Below are 17,799 nucleotides of genomic sequence, written 5' to 3'. Positions count from 1 at the left end.
GCCACCAATTTGGCGGGTTGCCGGAACTGACCCCGCTTTTTGGTTAGCGCAGCAGCCGGCTCTCGGCCCGGCTCACGGCGTCGGCCGCGCCGCGCACCACCACCACATCGTCGGGCGCCAGCATGGTCTGGGCTTCCGCTTCCAGCCGGCCCATGCCGCGCCGGATGCTGGCCACTTCCGCGCCCGTATCCTCCAGATGGAGTTCACCGAGCGACTTGCCGATGGCCGCCGCGCCTTCGCTCAGCGTGACCGAGTGCAGGCGCACCAGGTCCGCCTCCTCGCTGCTGTCGCTGGCGCCGTGGAAGTAGCCGCGCAGCGAGGCGTAGCGTTCCTCGCGCGCCGTCTGCACCCGGTGCACCACGCGCCGCAGCGGCACGCCCAGCATCACCAGCGCGTGCGAGGCCAGCATCAGACTGCCCTCCAGCAGTTCCGGCACCACTTCCGTCGCGCCTGCCGCCTTCAAGCGGTCCAGGTCCGTGTCGTCGTGCGCGCGCACGATCACGGGCAGGGTGGGCGCCAGCTCGTGCACCAGGTGCAGCACCTTGAGCGCGGACGGCGTGCTGGCGTAGGTGATGACGACGGCGCTGGCGCGGTAGATACCGGCCGCCACCAGGCTTTCACGCCGCGCCGCGTCGCCGTAGGACACATTGGCGCCGGCCGTCTGCGCTTCCTGCACCCGCTCCGGGTCCAGGTCCAGCGCGTGGTAGGCGATTTTTTCCTCGCCCAGCAAGGTGGCCAGGCTTTGGCCGCTGCGCCCAAAGCCGGCCAGGATCACATGCTTCTGGGTCGACATGGTGCGGCTGGCAATCTTGGTCAGCGCCAGCGACTGCATCATCCATTCATTGCTCGACACCTTCATCACGATCTGGTCCGACTTGGCGATGATGAACGGCGCGGCCAGCATCGACAGCACCATCGAGGCCAGCACCACCTGCACCACGTCCGGCGCCAGCACGTGGCTGCCCCCGGCCAGGTTCAGCAGCACGAAGCCGAATTCGCCGGCCTGGGCCAGCGCCAGGCCGGTGCGCAGGGCCACGCCGTCGGTGGCGCCGTATATCTTGGCCAGGCCGGCGATCAGGGCGAATTTGAGCAGCACCGGGCCGACCAGCAACAGCAGCACCAGCCACCAGTTCTCCAGCACCAGGCGCACGTTGAGCAGCATGCCGATGGTGATGAAGAACAGTCCCAGCAGCACGTCGCGGAACGGCTTGATGTCTTCCTCCACCTGGTGCTTGTATTCCGTCTCCGAGATCAGCATGCCGGCCACGAACGCGCCCAGCGCCAGCGACAGGCCGGCCCGCTCCGTGATCCAGGCCGCGCCCAGCGTCACCAGCAGCAGGTTGAGCATGAACAGTTCCTGCGAGCGGCGCTTGACGACGATGGTGAACCAGCCCCGCATCAGCTTCTGGCCCAGGAACAGCAGCAGCACCAGCACCCCCACCGCCTTCAGGCCGGCCCAGCCCAGCGTTTCGAGCAGGCGGTCGGGCTGCTCCGTCAGCGCCGGGATCAGGATCAGCAGCGGCACCACGGCCAGGTCCTGGAACAGCAATATGCCGATGATCTTGCGGCCATGGGGGCTTTCCAGCTCCAGCCGTTCGGTCAGCATCTTGGACACGATGGCCGTGGACGACATGGCCATGGTCGCGCCCAGCGCCAGCGCGCCTTGCCAGCCCAGGTGCAGGCTGGCCGGCAGCACATGGCCGATGGCCCAGCCGAAGCCCATGGCCAGCGCGATGGTCAGCCCCACCTGCGCCATGCCCAGCCCGAACACGATGCTGCGCATGGCCATCAGCTTGGCGGTGGAGAATTCCAGTCCGATGGAGAACATCAGGAACACGACGCCGAATTCGGCCAGCGTCTGGCTGGCCTCGTTCTGCTCGGCCAGGCCCAGCGCATGGGGGCCGATCAGGATGCCCACGGCCAGGTAACCCAGCATGGGCGGCATGTGCATCATCCGAAACGCGACCACGCCGAGCACGGCCGCGCCCAGCAACAGGAGAGTCAGTTCCAGGGAAGAAAACATTTAAATCCGTGTCAAGGGTAGGGGATTCCGTTGTTTGTCAGCCTTTGTTACCACTGGCAAGTTTTTTGCTTAGCCAATTCGGCTATACTTTCGGCATGAGTGTAACCCATGAAAAAACAATGCTGAAAGCTTTTGATCGAATTGACCCGGCCACCGCCAGCCGGGCGCTGGAACTGGCCCGCGAGACGCTGCAGATCGAAGGCGACGCCATCGCCGCCCTGCACGCGCGCCTGGCCACGGACGACAGCGTGGGCCGCGCCGTGTCGCTCTTGCTCAACTGCAAGGGCCGCGTCGTCGTGTCCGGCATTGGCAAGTCCGGCCACATCGCCCGCAAGATCGCCGCCACGCTGGCGTCCACCGGTACCCCGGCCCTGTTCGTGCACCCGGCCGAAGCCGCGCACGGCGACCTGGGCATGGTGACGGCCGATGACGCCTTCATCGCCATCTCCTATTCGGGCGAAAGTTCGGAGCTGATGGCCATCCTGCCCGTCGTCAAGCGCATGGGCAGCGCCTTGATCTCCATGACCGGCAAGCCCGGCTCCAGCCTGGCGCAACTGGCCGACGTGCACCTGGACGTGTCCGTGGCCAAGGAAGCGTGTCCGCTGAACCTGGCGCCCACGGCCTCCACCACCGTCACGCTGGCGCTGGGCGACGCGCTGGCCGTGGCGCTGCTGGACCTGCGCGGCTTCAAGGAAGAGGATTTCGCCCGCTCCCATCCGGGCGGCGCCCTGGGCCGGCGTTTGCTGACCCACGTGCGCGACGTGATGCGCAGCGGCGCCGACGTGCCGCGCGTGGCGGCCGACGTCAAGCTGACCGACGCGCTGCTGGAAATCACCCAGAAGGGCATGGGCATGACGGCCATCGTGGACGCCGACGGCCGCCCGATCGGCGTGTTCACGGACGGCGACTTGCGCCGCATGATCGAGAAGGTCCAGGACTTCACCCAGGTGGTGATCCGCGATGTGATGCACGCCAACCCGCGCACCATCACGGCTGAAAAGCTGGCGGTGGACGCGGTGGCCGTGATGGAACAGTTCCGCATCAACCAGATGCTGGTGGTGGACGAGGCGGGCAAGCTGGTGGGCGCGCTGCACATCCATGACCTGACCCGCGCCAAGGTGATCTGATGAAGGACGCCTACAAGCTGGAAAACGTGGCCCGCGCCGCCAAGGTCAAGCTGATGATATTCGACGTGGACGGCGTACTGACGGACGGCAGCCTGCACTACGGCGCCGACGGCGAAGCGCTCAAGACCTTCAACGTGCACGACGGCCTGGGCATCAAGCTGCTGCAGGAAGCGGGCGTGCAGACGGCCATCATCAGCGCGCGCGTGTCGCCGCAGGTGGTCAAGCGGGCGTCCGACCTGGGCATCGCTTTCCTGCACCAGGGCGGACATGACAAGCTGACTCCGTTCAACGCGCTGCTGGAAAAGACGGGATTGACGGCCGAGCAGGTGGGCTTCATCGGCGATGACGTGGTCGACCTGCCGATCCTGACCCGGGTCGGGTTCGCCGTGGCCGTGCCCAATGGCCGGGCCGATGTGCTGAGCCGCGCGCACCACGTGACGGAAGCCCATGGCGGCCGTGGCGCCGTGCGCGAAGTGTGCGAATTCCTGCTGCGCGCGCAGGGCAGCTACGACCGGGTCATGGCGCAATTCCTCGTCTGAGGCCACACCATGCATAAGAAAACGGCACACCGCTGGCGCTTGTCCCTGATCATGCTGTTCGGGCTGGCGTTCGCGCTCGGCACGTTCTGGCTGGTGCAGCTGGTCAACCAGGCCGGCCGCCAGGCGGAGGCGGACAGCCATCGCAACGAGCCCGATTACATCATCGAGCGTTTCAGCTTCGTGCGTCTGAACCAGGCCGGCCTGCCCAGCTACATCATCGCCGGCGACAAGCTGACCCACCACCCGGCCGACGATTCGTCCGACGTGGAGCACCCCACCGTGCACAGCCTGTCGAGCGAGCAGCCGCCCATGAACGTGCGCGCCGAACAGGCCCGGGTGGACCAGGATAACAGCCGCGTCAAGCTCAGTGGCGACGTGCGCGTCGACCGTCCGGCCACGGCCACCAGCCAGGCCATGCGCTTGAACACGCCGGCGCTGACCCTGTACCCGGACGACGAAAAAATGGAAACGGACCAGCCGGTGACCCTGCAACTGGGCGCGTCCAGCGCCAGCGGCACCGGCATGAAGGCCGACAACGCCACGCGCCAGATCCAGCTGGGCGGCCGCGGCCAGATCCACATGCCGCCCCGTGCGGCGCATTGATATAGAACGGACCCGCAATGAACAAACGCATCCTGGCCGCCCTGTTGTGGGCGGCGGCCGGCCTGGCCCACGCTGAAAAAGCGGACTCCAGCAAGCCGACTGAAATCAAGTTCGACCAGCTCGAAGTGGACGACGTCAAGCAGACCAAGACCGCCATCGGCAACGTGATCCTCACCCGCGGCACCTTGCAGATGAAGTCGCCCAAGGCCGTCATGAAGGAAGATCCGGAAGGCTACCAGTATGTGACCATGACCAGCACCCCCGGCACCCCGGCCACCTTCCGCCAGAAGCGCGACGGCGAAGGCGACCAGTGGGTGGAAGGCCAGGCCGAACGCATCGAATACGACGGCAAGACGGAACTGGTCAAGCTGTTCTCCAAGGCCCAGATCCGGCGCCTGGAAGCGGGCAAGCCGAGCGACGAAGTGCAGGGCGAGTTCATCTCCTATGACAGCCGTAAGGAATTCTTCGCCGTCAAGAACACGGCCACCGGCGACAGCAAACCGGGCGCCGGCCGCGGCACCATGGTGATCCAGCCCGCCAACAAGAACACGGCGCCGGTGGCGTCCGTGCCGCCAGCGGGGAAATGACGATGGAGATGCAACGCTGCGGCAGTACCCTGATCGTGCGCGGTCTGCAAAAAAGCTACGGCAAGCGCCAGGTGGTGCACGACGTGTCGCTGCAGGTCGAATGCGGCGAAGTGGTGGGCCTGCTGGGGCCCAACGGCGCCGGCAAGACCACCTCGTTCTACATGATCGTCGGCCTGGTGCCGTCGGATGCCGGCACCATCGACATTTCCGGCGTCGACATCTCGTCGCTGCCGATCCACCGGCGCGCCGTGATGGGCCTGTCCTACCTGCCACAGGAAGCGTCCGTGTTCCGCAAGCTGACGGTGGAAGAGAATATCCGCGCCGTGCTGGAGATCCAGCAAGTGGACGGCAAGCCTTTATCCAAGGCGCAAATCGATGAACGGCTCAATACCCTGCTGGCCGACCTGCAAATCGAGAAGCTGCGCGAGAATCCGGCCTTGTCCCTGTCCGGGGGCGAGCGGCGCCGGGTCGAGATCGCGCGCGCACTGGCGACCAACCCCCGCTTCGTGCTGCTCGACGAACCATTCGCCGGGGTCGACCCGATCGCCGTGATTGAGATCCAACGCATTGTGCGTTTTCTCAAGGAACGTGGCATCGGCGTGCTGATCACCGATCATAACGTGCGCGAAACGCTGGGCATTTGCGACCGCGCGTATATCATCAACCAGGGCACGGTCTTGGCGTCAGGCCGGCCAGACGACATCATCGCCAACGAATCGGTGCGTCGCGTGTATCTGGGTGAACACTTCCGTATGTAAGGTCTGTAAGTAAAGCCATGAAACAGTCATTGCAACTGCGCACATCGCAACACCTGGCGCTCACGCCGCAACTGCAGCAATCGATCCGTTTGCTGCAGTTGTCCACGCTGGAGTTGCACCAGGAACTGGAACAGCTGCTGACCGATAATCCGCTGCTGGAGCGGCTCGACGACCCGCTCGACCACTCCGTGCGGCTGCTGGCCGACGGCGCCATCAGCCAGTCCAGCGCGCCGGCCGAAGCCGCGCCGGAAGGCCCGCCCAACCAGCAGCAGGAGGCGGCCGCGCCGGCCGAGGCGGAACCGTACGAGGGCGGCGACGGCGACGGCGCGCCCGAGGGCGACATGGACTGGAGCGACGCCGGCCGCGGCAAGACCCCCGACGACGAGGATGCCCGGCCCCAGCTGGAGGCGAACCACCGCACCCTGCGCGAACACCTGATGGAGCAGATGCGGGTGACGGTGCTGGAAATGCGCGACCGCGCGCTGGTGGAAATCATCATCGACGCGCTCGACGAGAATGGCTACCTGGAGGAACCGCTGGAGGAAATCCTGGCGCGCCTGCCCGAGGAGCTGGAAATCGAGCCGGAGGAATTGCACACCGCCCTGACGCTATTGCAAAGTTTCGACCCGGTGGGCGTGGGCGCCCGCAATGCCTCCGAATGCCTGGCGCTGCAGATCAAGCGCATGCCGCAAGTGCCGCTGGTGACGCGCCGCATGGCGCTGGCCATCGTGGAACAGCACCTGGCCTGGTTCGCCCAGCGCGACTTCAACAAGCTCAAAAAGGCGTTGCAGTGCGACGAGGAGGACTTGCGCGAAGCCCAGGCCGTGATCCGCCAGTGCAATCCCCACCCGGGCGCCGCGTTCGCCTCGGACGTGTCGGACTACGTGGTGCCGGACGTGATCGTGAAGAAGGCCCGCGATGGCTGGCAGGTGAGCCTGAACAACGACGTGATGCCGCGCCTGCGGGTGAATGCCATGTACGCCAACCTGCTCAAGCAAGGCAAGGGCGAAGGCGCCATGGGGGCCCAGCTGCAGGAAGCCAAATGGCTGATCAAGAACATGCGCCAGCGCTTCGACACCATCCTGCGGGTGGCGCAGGCGATCGTGGAGCGGCAAAAGAATTTCTTCTCCCATGGCGCCGTCGCCATGAGGCCCCTTGTGTTGCGCGAAATTGCTGATACACTGGGACTACACGAGAGCACTATTTCTCGCGTAACAACTCAGAAATATATGCTGACCCCGCATGGCATGTTTGAGTTGAAATATTTCTTCGGCAGCCATGTCGCCACGGAAGCGGGGGGAGAAGCTTCCTCGACGGCGATACGGGCACTGATCGTGCAATTGACAGGAGCAGAAGACCCTAAAAATCCTTTATCCGACAGTAAGATTGCGGACATGCTGGGAGAACAAGGCATGGTGATTGCGCGACGAACTGTTGCCAAATATCGCGAAGCGTTGAAAATCCCGCCAGTCAGTCTCCGCAAGTGCTTGTAGTTATCTGGTTCCTGCGCGCCCGGCCGCAATGGGCGCGGCACTAACCGCGACATCATCTTTAGGAGTGTGTATGAATCTCACCATCAGTGGACATCATCTCGAAGTGACCCCAGCGATCCGTGAATACGTGCAGAACAAGCTGGAACGCGTCAAACGCCACTTCGATCAAGTGATTGATATTGCTGTCATCCTGACTGTAGATAACCTCACCGAGAAAGAGAAACGCCAGAAGGCCGAGATCAATTTGCGCATGTCCGGCAAGACCGTGTATGTGGAAAGCCTGTCGCAAGACCTGTACGCCGCCATCGACACCCTGATCGACAAACTCGATCGCCAGGTCATGAAATACAAATCCAAAGTTCAGGAACACGGCCACGATGCCATCAAGCATCTGCCGGACACCTTCGAACCCGCCGCCACCGCATAAGACGGTCCCCGGCATACGAAACAAAGGGCGCATCTGGCGCCCTTTTTTGCGTCCTGTGCCAGCGTAGCGATACAGATAAACAATATAAACAGTATAAACCGTATTATTTAAGGCGGTTAGGGGATGCTCACGCCAACGGCGCGCTGCGCGCCATGCACACCATACCGGCCATGCGGGGCAATTTTAAATCTTATTCGCATATAATATATATTTAGGTATAATGTATGGCGTCACCCATCGCATAGGAGGAGCAAGCGTGAACGATGCGACCATCGATATCGACCAACTGCGGGCCAAGGCCGCCCAGGCCAGCAGCCTGCTCAAGGCGCTGGCCAACCCGGACCGGTTGCTGCTGTTGTGCCAGATGGCGCAGGGCGAATTCAGCGTCGGCAGGTTGGAGGAATTGACCGGCATCCGCCAGCCCACGCTGTCGCAACAGCTGACGGTGCTGCGCCAGGACGAACTGGTGGCCACGCGGCGCGAAGGCAAGCAGATTTTTTACCGGATAGCCAGCCCGGCGGCGCTGGCGGTGCTGCAGGTGCTGTACCAGCAGTTCTGTAATGACGGCCAGGGAGCCCAGCAATGACTATCGCATGGAACGTATTCACCCCGTGGGGCGCGCTGATCGGCGGCGCGCTGATCGGCCTGGCGGCCGCCTTGCTGCTGCTGTTTAACGGCCGCATCGCCGGCATCGCCGGCATCGCGGGCGGGCTGCTGCGCCCGCGCGCGGGCGACATCGCCTGGCGTGTGGCGTTCGTCGGTGGGTTGGTGGCCGCACCGCTGGTTTATGGCTTGGTGGCGGGTCTGCCGGCCGTCCAGATCGACGCTGGCGGCCCCACGCTGATCGCGGCCGGGCTGCTGGTGGGCTTCGGTACCCGCTACGGTTCCGGCTGCACCAGCGGCCATGGCGTGTGCGGCTTGTCGCGTTTGTCACCGCGTTCAATGGTGGCCACGGGCGCCTTCATGGCGGCCGGTTTCGTCACCGTGTATTTCGCACGCCACGTATTCGGTTAAGGAGAACTGCATGACCATCGTAATCGCATTATTGGCGGGCCTGATCTTCGGCATCGGCTTGATCGTCTCCGGCATGACCAACCCGGCCAAGGTGCTGGGCTTTCTCGACCTGGGCGGCAACTGGGACCCATCGCTGGCGCTGGTGATGGCCGGCGCCATCGCTGTCGGCATGCTGGCGTTCCGCTACGCCGGCACCCATCCCAAGACGCTGCTGGGCGTGGCCATGAGCCTGCCCGGCACCAAGGTGATCGACCGCCGCCTGGTGCTGGGCGCGCTGATCTTCGGCGCCGGTTGGGGCCTGGCTGGTTTCTGCCCCGGCCCCGCGCTGGCCTCGATCACCACCGGCGGCGCCAAGGCGTTGCTGTTCGTGGGCGCCATGGTGGCGGGCATGGGCGTGTTCGAATTGCTGGAGCGGCGCTGAGCGCGCAAGCCGGGCAGGGCGCGCTAGAATAGGCGCTTCACCACTTTCCGCATCCAGCCATGAGCGAATTTGTCCAGACCAGCGTCAGCAACCGTACCGGCTTCATCACCCTCGATCGCCCCAAGTCGCTTAACTCCCTGTCGCTGGCCATGGTGCGCGACCTGGCGGCGGCGCTGCTGGCCTGGCGCGACGACGCGGGAGTGGATGCGGTGGTTATCCGCAGCACCAGCGAAAAAGCGTTTTGCGCCGGCGGCGATATCCGCTTCTTCTACGACGTGGGCCGCGGCAGCCCGCAAGGCGGCAGCGCGCTGCTGGAAGACTTCTTCACCGAGGAATACGCGCTCAATCACCTGATCCACTATTACCCCAAGCCCTACATCGCCCTGATGGACGGCGTGGTGATGGGCGGCGGCATGGGCGTGGCGCAGGGCGGCCCCGATTGCCGCGTGCGTATCGTCACCGAGCGCACGAAAATGGCCATGCCGGAAGTGAACATCGGCCTGTTCCCGGACGTGGGCGGCAGCTACTTCCTGTCGCGCGCGCCGGGCCAACTGGGTAACTACCTGGGTTTGACGGGCCTCACCATCGGCGCCGCCGACGCGCTGTATGTGAACCTGGCCGACCACTTCGTGCCCGGCGCCCAGATGGCGGCGCTGGCGGCCCTGATCGACGCCACGCCGGGCGCGCAACTGCGTGAGGCCATCGCCGCCTTCGCGGCCCCGTTCCGGGCCGAGGCGGGTACTCCTGTGCTGCAGGCGCAGCGCGCGCTGATCGACCGCCACTTCGGCGCGCCCACCGTGGCCGCCATCATGGCCTCGCTGGCGCAGGATGCCGATCCGTTCGCACAGAAGGCGCTGGCCGCCATGCAAACCCGTTCGCCGCTGATGATGGCCGTCACCCACGAGCTGCTCAAGCGCGGCGCGGCGCTGGACGTGGCCGACTGCCTGCGCATGGAGCGCACGCTGGTACGCCACAATTTCGAGGATGGCGAAGTGCTCGAAGGTGTGCGCGCGCTGGTGATCGACAAGGACAACGCACCCCAGTGGAAGCCGGCCGCGCTGGCCGACGTGACGCCGGAGATGGTGGCGCGTTTCTTTACTCCCGTGTGGCCGGACTACGCCCACCCGCTGCGTCACCTGGACTGACGCGCGTCGCCAGCGCCGCGTGGCGCTGGCGGTACTGGCTGGGGCTCAGTTCCAGCCGCCGCTGGAACACGCGGCGCAGGTTCTGTTCGTCGCCATGGCCGGTGGTGGCCGCGATCCGTTTCAGCGGCTGGTCGGTTTCTTCCAACAGCCGGCAGGCCGCTTCGAGGCGCATGGATGCCACCATCATGGCCGGGGTGCGGCCCAGCTTCGCCGCATAGCTGCGGGCGAAGGTGCGCGGCGCCATGCCGGCACGCTCGGCCAGCCGCTCCACCCGCAGGTCGGAGGCCAGGTTGTCGGCCATCCACGCATGCAGTTCGACAAAAATATCTCCTTCCTGTTCCTGCGCCGCCAGCGGCGTGCTGAACTGCGACTGGCCGCCGGAGCGCTTCATGAACACCACCAGCTGGCGCGCCGTTTCCATCGCCACCTTGTGGCCGTAGTCTTCCTCGATCAGGGCCAGCGTCAGATCGATACCGGCCGTGACGCCGGCCGACGTCCACAGCGCGCCATCCTGGATGTAGATGCGGTCCGCGTCGATGTGCACGGCCGGATGCAGGGCGGCCAGGCGCTCGACCCATTCCCAGTGCGTGGTCACGCGCCGTCCGTCCAGTTGGCCGGCAGCAGCCAGCAGGAAGGCGCCGGTGCAGACGGAGCACAGGCGCCGCACGGTGGGCGCGCGCTGGCGCACCCACGCGATCAGGGCCGGTGGTGAAAAGTATTCCTGCCCCTGGCAGCCGCCGGGCGCGATGATGGTGTCGATCGCCATCCCGTCCAGCGCCGACAGGGGCACCGTCATCACCTGCAGGCCGGAGCTGCTGGTCACCAGGCCGCCATCCGCCGATGCGACCGTGATCTCGTACAGGGGCGGGCCATTGCCGGAGCAGCGGCGGCTGGCCGTGGCCAGCGCCTGCACGGGGCCGGTCAGGTCGAGCAGGTTCATGTGCTCGTGCGCGAGGATGACGATGCGGCAGGTGGCTAGTGCTGGCATGGGTGGCGCGGTGCTGTCGATGATGGGCGATGGCGCCATCATCCCAGACTTGGCGCCGCCGCTCAATCGTGAAAGTCCGGGTATTCCAGCAGCAGCGCCACGCCATAGGCATTGGTGCGGCCATAGAGGCTGGCGATGCCGGCCAGTGCCCGGTCCACGGCTTTACCCGGCGCGGTCGCGTCCGGTGCCGCCAGCACGTGGTCCAGGCCCGCCATTTCGCCCGTGCTGCGGTCGGGGATCACGCGCAGGCCGTGCCTGGTGCGCAGTGGCGCCACGCTGTCCGCCACCAGCCAGGCATGGCTGCGACCGGTGCTGGAATAGGCGTCCACGGTCAGGGCCAGCGCCACTTCGTCCACGCCGGGCGCCGCGGGGATGCCCAGCGCGTCGTCGTGATGGAACCAGGCGTTGGTGTAGACGGTGGTGGCCAGCGCCGTCAGGTTGTGGCCGAAGCGGGGCTGGAAGGCGTCGCTGTCGTGGCGGGCGCTCCAGTCGGCGATGGCCAGTTCGTCCGCCAGCGCGCTGGCGTGCGCACGGCCCGCGATGGCTTCCACCAGCGCGATGGAGGTGGGCATGGCGGCGCTCACGCCGGCGCTGGACACCCAATTGCGGTCGGCCACGTAGCGGGCGTTTTTAACCCACCGTATGGCCGGCTGCCGTTCCATGCGCTCCTGTTCCGATGCCCAGTGGGCCGTCGCCAGATGGCCGTCCATCATGCCGCTCCTGGCCACGATCTGCGCGCCGTTGCAGATGCTGACGATGGTCGCGCCCTTGGCCACCTGTTGCGCGATCCAGTCATGCAGGGCCGGCGTGTTGCGCGTGGCCGGCACGATGACGTAATCGGCGCCATCCGGGAAGCGCGCGTCGAAGCGGGCGATGGTCGCTTCCGGTTCGATGCGGAAACCGGGTTTGCCCATGTCGGTGGTGGTGCTGATCGGGCCTTCCGCCGTGGCCAGGGCCATGACGTCGGCCACGCCGGAGCGGGCCAGTATGCCGTACGGCACCACGTAGTCGCTCAGCTCCGTGCTGGCGTTGTCGCCCACCACGGCGATCAGTGGCCGCGCATGGCCGGGGCGGGCGTGGTAGGGCGCGATGGCGCCGTCGCGCGTGCCGGCTTGGGCGGTGCTGGCGCTGGCATCGAAGGTGCGGGCGTCGATGGCGGTGGGGCCGCTGGCGCAGCCGGTCAGCAGCAGGGCGCTGCCGCACAGGGCGGCGCAGGCGAGGGCGTGTCGGGTGTGGCGCATGACGATACTCCGGGATGGTGAAGGCGTGATGAGCGCCAGTATCGGACGGACGGGTGCTGCAAAAAAGACAAAAAACAGTCAAATCCTGCCAGCAGGTGGCAGGATTTTACGATTGCTCGCGGTGGCGCAAGACCACGCGCTCGGTGGGGTGGAAGTAGGCAGCCAGCCGTTCAGCCATGTAGACGGAGCGGTGTTGGCCACCCGTGCAACCGAGCGCCACGGTGAGGTAGCTGCGGTTGTCCGTCTTGAACGAGGGCAGCCATTTTTCGATGAAGTTGCGGATATCGGTGAGCAGTTCAGTCGCGCTGGGCTGGGCGTCCAGGAAGGCGATCACGGGCGCGTCGCGGCCCGTCAGCGGGCGCAGCGCCAGGTCGTAGTAGGGGTTGGGCAGGGCGCGCACGTCGAATACGAAGTCCGCGTCCAGCGGCACGCCGACCTTGAAGGCGAACGATTCGAAGAACAGCGTCAGCGGCGCCCGTTCGATCGCCACCAGGTCCTTGATCCACGTGCGCAGCTTGCTGGCGCTCATTTCCGACGTGTCGATCACGTGGCCCAGTTGTTCGATGGCCGACAGCCGCTCGCGTTCCTCGGTGATGCATTCGATCAGGGTGCGGCGCGAGGCCGGGTTCTGGCCCGGGCGCACCTCGTGCGACAGCGGGTGGCTGCGCCGGGTTTCGGAAAAGCGCGCCACCAGCGAGTGGGTGTTCGCGGTCAGGAACATGACCTTGACGTCGTGGCCCGCCTCGCGCAGTTGCTTGACGTCGCCCGGCAGCGAGGCCAGCGAGTCGGCGCTGCGCGCGTCGACGGCCACGGCCAGCGCTTCCGTGCCTTCAGCGAGCAGCGTGGTGACGAGGCTGGACAGCAGCGCGGGTGGCAGGTTGTCCACGCAATAGTAGCCTGTGTCCTCAAGAACGTTGAGGGCGACGGATTTGCCGGAGCCGGAGATGCCGGTGATAAGGACGATGCGCATGGGGAGATGATAGCCGAAGCTCTTAGTCTCCGCTCATGGCTTGTCTTTGACGTTCCATGAATTCCTGCAGCGTATCGATCCCGCGCAGTTGCAAGATGGTGTTGCGCACGGCGGCCTCCAGCAGCACGGCGATGTTGCGTCCGGCCGCCACGGGGATGACGACCTTGCGGATCGGCAGGCCCAGCACGTCTTCCGTGGGGAACTGGAACGGCAGCCGTTCCACTTCCTCTTCCAGCGCGCTGCGGCGTACCAGGTGCACGATCAGCTTGAGGCGCATCTTGCGGCGCACGGCCGTCTCGCCAAAGATGGCCTTGATGTCGAGCAGGCCCAGGCCGCGCACTTCCAGCAGGTTTTGCAGCAGGGCCGGGCAGCGGCCTTCGATCATGTTGGGGGCGATGCGCGAGAATTCGACCGCGTCGTCGGCCACCAGGCCGTGGCTGCGCGAAATCAGTTCCAGACCCAGCTCGCTCTTGCCCAGGCCGGAGTCGCCCGTGATCAGCACGCCCACGCCCAGCACGTCCATGAACACGCCGTGCATGATGATGCGCTGGGCCAGTTTCTTGGACAGGTAGACGCGCAGGAAGTCGATCACCTGCGCCGCCGGCAGCGGGGTGGAGAACAGGGGAATATTTTTCTCGTCGCAGATGGCGAGAATGTCGGGCGGCGTTTCCAGGCCTTGCGCGATGATCAGCGCCGGTGGCCCGCCCGCGATCAGCTCGCCGATCACATGGGTCCGGGTGAGCGATTTCAGGCGCTGGTAGTAATTGATTTCCTGGTGGCCGAACACCTGGATACGGCCGGGGTGGATGGTGTTCAGGTGGCCCACCTGGTCGGCGGCCGAAGCCACGTCGCCGGAGATCAGGCGCTCGCCGCCGGGGAAGCCGGCGAACCAGCCGAGCTGCAAACTTTCGCGATTGTCGTCGTACAGCCTTTGTATCGTCAGCGGGGTTTGCAGCATGGGCGCTCTTTGCAAGGAGTGATAGGCGCCCCTAGTTTAGCATGGCCGCTCAGGTGGTGACCCCGCGGCGGCCCGGATCAGCCCGCCGCTTGCAGGCTGGGCAGCCAGTTGATGATGCGCGAGTGCACCGATTTCGGGTCCGGATCCGTCGTCAAAGCGGTGCGGAAGGCGTCGTCGGAGAACATTTCCGCGATCTCGGACAGGATCTCCAGGTGCTGCTGGGTCACATGGTCGGGTATGAGCAGGAAGAACAGCAGGTTGACGGGTTTGCCGTCGGGCGATTCGAACGGAATCGGTTCCACCAGGCGCACAAAGGCCGCCAGCGGCGACTTCAGGCTCTTCATGCCCTTGATCCGTCCGTGCGGCACGGCCACGCCATGCCCCAGGCCGGTGGAGCCCAGGCGCTCGCGCGCGAACAGATTATCGGAGACGGTGGAGCGGGCGATGCCGCAGTTGTTCTCGAAGATCAGGCCGGCCTGTTCAAAGGCGCGCTTCTTGCTCGACACTTCCAGGTCGAGCAGGACGTTTTCAAGAGAAAGTATTTTGCTGAGGTTGTTCATAACACGACATGATATGGTGCAACGCACAAAGGTGGCTTGCGAGCAGAATTATAGGCTGGTTTCACCACCTTGTAACATGAAATCGCTTGCGCAGGCCGTCCCGGAGCGTCCGCCACGGGGCGCGCGGGGCAGCTTGTGCTGTTGTAAAAAACACACTAAGCCTGACAGGCGCCATTTCCGTTTAGAAAAATCGGAAAACGCCGCTCATTTGCCTGAAACTGGCCGGTTTTTCCGATTTTTTCCCGCTTTCACTGCAATAGTGCCAACCACATCATCGGCGGGGCATCGCGCAGCCCGTTGTTCACATCATACGCCGAAGTTTATTGTCTGATTGAAAATTATATTACTTTCCCCGGACAGGTGCGCGCCGCGCCATGGCTGGCGTGCGCGCTGTTGCGCCAGCGCAAACGCGCTGGCGCTGGTGCGCGCTGGTTGAGGCTTATTGGCGCGCGCCGCGCAGGTTGGGCGGGCGATGGGCGCTGCTGAAATTGCTGCGCCAGGGGTTGATATCGAGGCCGCCGCGCCGGGTGTAGCGCGCGTACACGGCCAGTTGCTGGGGCGCGCACTGGCGCAGGATGTCGGTGAAGATGCGCTCCACGCATTGTTCGTGGAATTCGTTGTGGTCGCGGAAACCGATCAGGTATTTGAGCAGGCTTTCCTGGTCGATCTGGGCGCCGCAATAGTGGATCTGCACACTGGCCCAGTCCGGCTGGCCCGTCACCAGGCAGTTGGACTTGAGCAGGTGCGACACCAGGGTTTCCTCGACCGGCAACTCGTCATGGTTGGCCTTGAGCAGTTCAGGCGCGGGGCGATACTGGTCGATCTCCACGTCCAGCCGGTCCAGCAGCGTGCCTTCCAGTTCCCCCATGGTGATGCTGGCGAAAGCGTCGGGCAAGGTCAGCAGCACGTGCACGCTGGCGCCGAAGCCGGCCGACAAGTCCTTTTGCAGCAAGGCTTTGAGCGCTTCCGGGCTGTCGAGCCGGGTCTGGTTGAACGAGTTCAGGTACAGCTTGAACGATTTCGACTCGATGATGTTGGGGGAATCGGCCGGCACCGTGAAGCGGGCGATGGCCACTTGCGGCTTGCCGCGCTGGTTCAGCCACGACAGTTCATAGGCGTTCCAGATGTCGACCCCGAAGAACGGCAGCGTGCCTTGCAGGCCCAGTTCATCGCGCTTGCCCTGGCGTGGAATAGGGAACAGCAATTCAGGCGCGTAGTCGGTGCGGTAGGCGGAGGTTTTGCCCAGCGGCGACAGGTCGGCGAGGTCGGCGGTATTGGTCATGGCGGTGAGAAAATCGATGTGCAAAGGCGCATGGTAGCGCATCGGCGGCGGCCATGCCGAAAGGGAGGACGGGGGACGCGTTGCGGCGTCCCCCAAAGGCATCAGCCCAGGAACAGCTTGTAGACGGGGTTGGCCGTCTCGTCCCAGTAGCGGTAGCCCAGCGTGGTGAGGAAGCGCGAGAATTCGCCCATTTCCTCGGGCGGCACTTGCAAACCGATCAGGATGCGGCCCACGTCGCCGCCCTGGCTGCGGTAGTGGCACAGCGAGATGTTCCAGTTCGGCGCCATGCTGTCGAGGAAGCGCATCAGCGCACCGGGACGCTCGGGGAACTCGAAGCGGTACAGGATCTCGTCCTGCGCCAGGGTGCTCTTGCCGCCCACCAGGTGGCGGATGTGGGCCTTGGCCAGCTCGTCATGCGTCAAGTCCAGCGTGCGGAAATCGTTCTGCTCGAACTTGCGGGCCACCACGCCGGATTCGCCGCGGTCGGCGATCTGGATGCCGACGAACACGTGGGCCTGGTCCTGGTCGCTGATGCGGTAGTTGAACTCGGTCACGTTGCGCGGGCCGATCAAGGAGCAGAAGCGCTTGAAGCTGCCGCGCTGTTCCGGCATGGTGACGGCGAACACGGCTTCGCGCGCTTCGCCCAGCTCGGCGCGTTCGGCCACGAAGCGCAGCCGGTCGAAGTTCATGTTGGCGCCGCTGGCCACCGTGATCAGGGTCGCGTTCTCGATCGGTTCCTTGGTCAGCGCGGCCCGTTCCACATAAGCCTTGGCGCCGGCGACGGCCAGCGCGCCCGATGGTTCCAGGATGCTGCGGGTGTCGGTGAACACGTCCTTGATGGCGGCGCAGATGGCGTCCGTGTCGACCAGGATCACGTCGTCCACGAACTGCTGGCACAGGCGGAAGGTTTCCTCGCCGGCCAGGCGGACGGCCGTGCCGTCGGCGAACAGGCCCACGTCGGCCAGCGTGACGCGCTCGCCCGCCTTCAGGCTGCGGGCCATGGCGTCCGAATCCAGGCTTTGCACGCCGATGATCTTGATGTCGGGACGGATCTGCTTGACGTAGGCGGCGATGCCCGAGATCAGGCCGCCGCCACCGATCGGCACGAAGATGGCGTGGATGGGGCCGGCATGCTGGCGCAGGATCTCCATGCCGATGGTGCCCTGGCCGGCGATCACTTCGGGATCGTCGAACGGGTGCACGAAGGTCAGTTTCTGTTCTTTTTCCAGTTGCAGCGCGTGGTTGTAGGCGTCCGTGTACGACTCGCCGTGCAGCACCACTTCCACGTCCGCGCCGCCGCGCGCCTTGACAGCGTCCACTTTCACCAGCGGGGTGGTGGTGGGCATCACGATCACGGCCCGGCAACCCATGCGTGCGGCCGACAGCGCCACGCCCTGGGCGTGGTTGCCGGCCGAGGCGCAAATGACGCCGCGCTTGCGCTGCGCGTCGCTCAGATGGGCCATCTTGTTGTAGGCGCCCCGAATCTTGAAGCTGAACACGCTCTGCATGTCCTCGCGCTTGAAATAAATCTGGTTGGCGTAACGCTGCGACAGCGTGGGGGCCAGTTCCAGCGGGGTTTCGGCGGCGACGTCGTAGACGCGGGCGGTCAGGATCTTCTTCAGGTAGTCGATAGTCATAGTCTGCAAACAAAATGATTCTGGGC

19 protein-coding genes are annotated in these 17,799 nt (G+C 65.2%); 11 read left to right on the top strand and 8 right to left on the bottom strand.

The genetic code is table 11. The features are described 5' to 3' along the window. Window positions 1–43: 43 nt before the first annotated feature. A complete protein-coding gene (locus H3H39_RS00495) occupies window positions 44–2,023 on the bottom strand; it encodes a monovalent cation:proton antiporter family protein (protein WP_182151319.1) in 1,980 nt (659 codons plus the stop codon). A 119-nt stretch (window positions 2,024–2,142) separates the two neighbouring features. Between H3H39_RS00495 and H3H39_RS00490 the strand changes: the two genes are divergently transcribed. The 11 genes from H3H39_RS00490 to H3H39_RS00440 all read left to right on the top strand — a co-directional run bounded on the left by H3H39_RS00490 (window position 2,143) and on the right by H3H39_RS00440 (window position 10,137). Then, window positions 2,143–3,150, top strand: a complete 1,008-nt coding sequence (locus H3H39_RS00490) for a KpsF/GutQ family sugar-phosphate isomerase (RefSeq protein ID WP_182151318.1) — start codon at window positions 2,143–2,145, stop codon at window positions 3,148–3,150. Then, window positions 3,150–3,689: a KdsC family phosphatase gene (locus H3H39_RS00485; RefSeq protein WP_182151317.1), complete on the top strand. Its 540-nt coding sequence runs from the start codon at window positions 3,150–3,152 to the stop codon at window positions 3,687–3,689. Before H3H39_RS00490 ends, H3H39_RS00485 begins: the two co-directional genes overlap by 1 nt. Before the next feature lie 9 nt (window positions 3,690–3,698). Continuing rightward, window positions 3,699–4,292, top strand: a complete 594-nt coding sequence (gene lptC / locus H3H39_RS00480; RefSeq protein WP_182151316.1) for an LPS export ABC transporter periplasmic protein LptC — start codon at window positions 3,699–3,701, stop codon at window positions 4,290–4,292. 17 nt (window positions 4,293–4,309) lie between these two features. After that, window positions 4,310–4,879: a lipopolysaccharide transport periplasmic protein LptA gene (gene lptA / locus H3H39_RS00475; RefSeq protein WP_182151315.1), complete on the top strand. Its 570-nt coding sequence runs from the start codon at window positions 4,310–4,312 to the stop codon at window positions 4,877–4,879. A 2-nt stretch (window positions 4,880–4,881) separates the two neighbouring features. Then, on the top strand, window positions 4,882–5,637 hold the full coding sequence (gene lptB, locus H3H39_RS00470) for an LPS export ABC transporter ATP-binding protein (RefSeq protein ID WP_182151314.1): 756 nt from the start codon (window positions 4,882–4,884) through the stop codon (window positions 5,635–5,637). Window positions 5,638–5,654: 17 nt separating this feature from the next. Beyond that, window positions 5,655–7,130 (top strand): RNA polymerase factor sigma-54, encoded by a 1,476-nt coding sequence (locus tag H3H39_RS00465; protein ID WP_182151313.1) that lies wholly within the window; start codon window positions 5,655–5,657, stop codon window positions 7,128–7,130. Window positions 7,131–7,200: 70 nt separating this feature from the next. Then, the gene (gene hpf / locus H3H39_RS00460) at window positions 7,201–7,557 is read left to right on the top strand and encodes a ribosome hibernation-promoting factor, HPF/YfiA family (RefSeq protein WP_182151312.1); all 357 of its coding nucleotides are present in this window, start codon (window positions 7,201–7,203) and stop codon (window positions 7,555–7,557) included. A 256-nt stretch (window positions 7,558–7,813) separates the two neighbouring features. Beyond that, window positions 7,814–8,143, top strand: a complete 330-nt coding sequence (locus H3H39_RS00455; RefSeq protein WP_311196818.1) for a metalloregulator ArsR/SmtB family transcription factor — start codon at window positions 7,814–7,816, stop codon at window positions 8,141–8,143. After that, window positions 8,140–8,571 (top strand): YeeE/YedE family protein, encoded by a 432-nt coding sequence (locus H3H39_RS00450; RefSeq protein WP_182151310.1) that lies wholly within the window; start codon window positions 8,140–8,142, stop codon window positions 8,569–8,571. Before H3H39_RS00455 ends, H3H39_RS00450 begins: the two co-directional genes overlap by 4 nt. 10 nt (window positions 8,572–8,581) lie before the next feature. Further along, window positions 8,582–8,992, top strand: a complete 411-nt coding sequence (locus H3H39_RS00445) for a DUF6691 family protein (protein ID WP_182151309.1) — start codon at window positions 8,582–8,584, stop codon at window positions 8,990–8,992. A gap of 59 nt (window positions 8,993–9,051) precedes the next feature. Further along, entirely contained in the window at window positions 9,052–10,137 is a 1,086-nt protein-coding gene (locus H3H39_RS00440; RefSeq protein WP_182151308.1) for an enoyl-CoA hydratase/isomerase family protein, read from the top strand. Here H3H39_RS00440 and H3H39_RS00435 read toward each other — a convergent pair. The 7 genes from H3H39_RS00435 to ilvA form a co-directional block, all read right to left on the bottom strand. Next, a complete protein-coding gene (locus H3H39_RS00435) occupies window positions 10,088–11,164 on the bottom strand; it encodes a GlxA family transcriptional regulator (protein WP_229217841.1) in 1,077 nt (358 codons plus the stop codon). The genes H3H39_RS00440 and H3H39_RS00435 overlap by 50 nt on opposite strands. A gap of 23 nt (window positions 11,165–11,187) precedes the next feature. Continuing rightward, window positions 11,188–12,366, bottom strand: a complete 1,179-nt coding sequence (locus H3H39_RS00430; protein ID WP_220461394.1) for a DJ-1/PfpI family protein — start codon at window positions 12,364–12,366, stop codon at window positions 11,188–11,190. Between the two features lie 106 nt (window positions 12,367–12,472). Further along, window positions 12,473–13,336: an RNase adapter RapZ gene (rapZ, locus tag H3H39_RS00425; RefSeq protein WP_182151307.1), complete on the bottom strand. Its 864-nt coding sequence runs from the start codon at window positions 13,334–13,336 to the stop codon at window positions 12,473–12,475. Between the two features lie 22 nt (window positions 13,337–13,358). Further along, window positions 13,359–14,294 (bottom strand): HPr(Ser) kinase/phosphatase, encoded by a 936-nt coding sequence (gene hprK, locus H3H39_RS00420; protein ID WP_182151306.1) that lies wholly within the window; start codon window positions 14,292–14,294, stop codon window positions 13,359–13,361. Between the two features lie 77 nt (window positions 14,295–14,371). Beyond that, on the bottom strand, window positions 14,372–14,854 hold the full coding sequence (locus tag H3H39_RS00415) for a PTS sugar transporter subunit IIA (RefSeq protein ID WP_182151305.1): 483 nt from the start codon (window positions 14,852–14,854) through the stop codon (window positions 14,372–14,374). Between the two features lie 439 nt (window positions 14,855–15,293). Continuing rightward, window positions 15,294–16,136 (bottom strand): NADPH-dependent 7-cyano-7-deazaguanine reductase QueF, encoded by an 843-nt coding sequence (gene queF, locus H3H39_RS00410; protein ID WP_182151304.1) that lies wholly within the window; start codon window positions 16,134–16,136, stop codon window positions 15,294–15,296. Window positions 16,137–16,237: 101 nt separating this feature from the next. Further along, a complete protein-coding gene (gene ilvA / locus H3H39_RS00405; protein ID WP_182151303.1) occupies window positions 16,238–17,773 on the bottom strand; it encodes a threonine ammonia-lyase, biosynthetic in 1,536 nt (511 codons plus the stop codon). Between the last annotated feature and the right edge of the window lie 26 nt (window positions 17,774–17,799).

The sequence above is a fragment of the Rugamonas apoptosis genome, assembly GCF_014042355.1.
GTDB lineage: Bacteria > Pseudomonadota > Gammaproteobacteria > Burkholderiales > Burkholderiaceae_D > Rugamonas > Rugamonas apoptosis.
Note: the sequence above shows the minus strand (reverse complement) of the source record. Positions and strands in the feature narration are given on the sequence as shown.

Coding starts and splice junctions, on each gene's coding strand:
- queF (WP_182151304.1), bottom strand. CDS start 16,136: ATGACCAATACCGCCGACCTCGCCGACCTGTCGCCGCTGGGCAAAACC.
- ilvA (WP_182151303.1), bottom strand. CDS start 17,773: ATGACTATCGACTACCTGAAGAAGATCCTGACCGCCCGCGTCTACGAC.
- H3H39_RS00465 (WP_182151313.1), top strand. CDS start 5,655: ATGAAACAGTCATTGCAACTGCGCACATCGCAACACCTGGCGCTCACG.
- hprK (WP_182151306.1), bottom strand. CDS start 14,294: ATGCTGCAAACCCCGCTGACGATACAAAGGCTGTACGACGACAATCGC.
- H3H39_RS00445 (WP_182151309.1), top strand. CDS start 8,582: ATGACCATCGTAATCGCATTATTGGCGGGCCTGATCTTCGGCATCGGC.
- lptB (WP_182151314.1), top strand. CDS start 4,882: ATGGAGATGCAACGCTGCGGCAGTACCCTGATCGTGCGCGGTCTGCAA.
- H3H39_RS00495 (WP_182151319.1), bottom strand. CDS start 2,023: ATGTTTTCTTCCCTGGAACTGACTCTCCTGTTGCTGGGCGCGGCCGTG.
- rapZ (WP_182151307.1), bottom strand. CDS start 13,336: ATGCGCATCGTCCTTATCACCGGCATCTCCGGCTCCGGCAAATCCGTC.
- H3H39_RS00450 (WP_182151310.1), top strand. CDS start 8,140: ATGACTATCGCATGGAACGTATTCACCCCGTGGGGCGCGCTGATCGGC.
- hpf (WP_182151312.1), top strand. CDS start 7,201: ATGAATCTCACCATCAGTGGACATCATCTCGAAGTGACCCCAGCGATC.
- lptA (WP_182151315.1), top strand. CDS start 4,310: ATGAACAAACGCATCCTGGCCGCCCTGTTGTGGGCGGCGGCCGGCCTG.
- H3H39_RS00490 (WP_182151318.1), top strand. CDS start 2,143: ATGCTGAAAGCTTTTGATCGAATTGACCCGGCCACCGCCAGCCGGGCG.
- H3H39_RS00435 (WP_229217841.1), bottom strand. CDS start 11,164: ATGGCGCCATCGCCCATCATCGACAGCACCGCGCCACCCATGCCAGCA.
- H3H39_RS00485 (WP_182151317.1), top strand. CDS start 3,150: ATGAAGGACGCCTACAAGCTGGAAAACGTGGCCCGCGCCGCCAAGGTC.
- lptC (WP_182151316.1), top strand. CDS start 3,699: ATGCATAAGAAAACGGCACACCGCTGGCGCTTGTCCCTGATCATGCTG.
- H3H39_RS00430 (WP_220461394.1), bottom strand. CDS start 12,366: ATGCGCCACACCCGACACGCCCTCGCCTGCGCCGCCCTGTGCGGCAGC.
- H3H39_RS00440 (WP_182151308.1), top strand. CDS start 9,052: ATGAGCGAATTTGTCCAGACCAGCGTCAGCAACCGTACCGGCTTCATC.
- H3H39_RS00415 (WP_182151305.1), bottom strand. CDS start 14,854: ATGAACAACCTCAGCAAAATACTTTCTCTTGAAAACGTCCTGCTCGAC.